We start from the raw sequence: 1,356 nt of genomic DNA on the forward strand, positions 1-1,356 counted from the left end.
GCGTCGACGGGCGCGGCCCGATCGGTGGCCGGGCACCGGGTCCCGGCCCCGGCGTGATCCCSGGGCCAACCGGGTTCGACCGCGCCGGCAGCAGCGGTCCCTTGGCACCCGGGATCGACATGGCCGTTCAGCGCGACGCCACGCGGCACAGGCCCAGTACCTCGCGGCTCTGCGAGCAGCTCGATGCGGCCGGTGCCTTGGTGGCAGACGCCACCGCGCCATGGTCCGGCTCGGCCTCGCTGTCGCAGTGCGACAGCACCTTCTGCGTCGGCGCGTAGTACGTCCAGCCCTTCGGCAGCTGCGGCGGCGCGAGGCTCACCTCCTGCCATTTCGCATGGCCGTCGCTCTTCAGCTTTTCGAAGTTGCTGCACATCGATTTCGCGAAGCGCGTCAGCGAGCTGCGCACCTCCGGCGACTGGTAGTCGTAGGTCACCAGCATCGACTTGACCGACAGCGAGGTCACGTCCTGCGTCAGCCAGTTCGGGTAGCTGGTGCTGCGGATCTGCGCCGGCACGTAGGYGCCGTCCAGCGCCTGCGTCTCGGGCGCCGCGCGGTCGAGCGTCAGCAGCTTGATGTACTGGCGCGCCTCCGACTTCATGTCGGCGAACAGCTTGGCCGGCTGCCCGGCGACGATCACGACCACGTCGATCGACTTGTCGGTCGCGAGCTTCACCAGCGCCTCCTCGTTCGACAGGAAGCTGGTGTTCTGCTCCAGCATCGGGCTGCCGAACATCGCGCGGTACAGCGTGGTCGCGGTCAGCGCCGTGCCGCTGCCGACCGGGCCGACGTTGATGCGCTTGTCGCGCAGCTCGTGGATCGAGCGCAGCGGCGAATCGGCGCGTGCGACGAAGTAGATCTCCTCGTCGTACAGCGGCATCACCACGCGCAGCGGCTTGATCAGCCGGGCCGCCTCGGCATCGCCGGCGTTCGCCTGGTCGAGGTAGGCGCGGTACACGTCGGATTGCACCAGCGCGAGCCGCACGCCGGGCTCCGAGCGCAGCCGGCGCACGTTCTCGGCCGAGCCCTTGGACGGCAGCACCTCCAGCGGCAGGCCGGCGGGCTTGCCGATGAAGCGCGACAGGTCGCGGCCGATCTCGATGTAGGTGCCGCGGTCGGAGCCGGTGACGATGCGGTCGCCGGCATGGGCGCCCAGCGAAGCGAGGCACAAGGCCGCAGTGAGAAGAAGTTGGCGCATGGATTTCTCCGGTGGACGGTGAACGGCGCTCAAGGCGTCGGGAGCTCGCACAGGCCCAGGGCCCGGCGCGCAGGGGGACAGGAATCGGTGGCAGCGGCGGCGGCCGCGGGCGGCTGCAGCAGCGCGACGGTCGCGGCCAGAGCCGGGGCCGGGACCACCGC

Annotated in this window: 1 protein-coding gene; it reads right to left on the reverse strand. The window is 70.8% G+C overall.

Annotation, left to right across the window (positions count from 1 at the left end; genetic code table 11):
- Positions 1–127: 127 nt before the first annotated feature.
- On the reverse strand, positions 128–1,195 hold the full coding sequence (locus tag AC1D15_RS32465) for a TAXI family TRAP transporter solute-binding subunit (RefSeq protein ID WP_477829300.1): 1,068 nt from the start codon (positions 1,193–1,195) through the stop codon (positions 128–130).
- Positions 1,196–1,356: the final 161 nt, after the last annotated feature.

Source organism: Rhizobacter sp. P2_H2 (genome assembly GCF_056403375.1).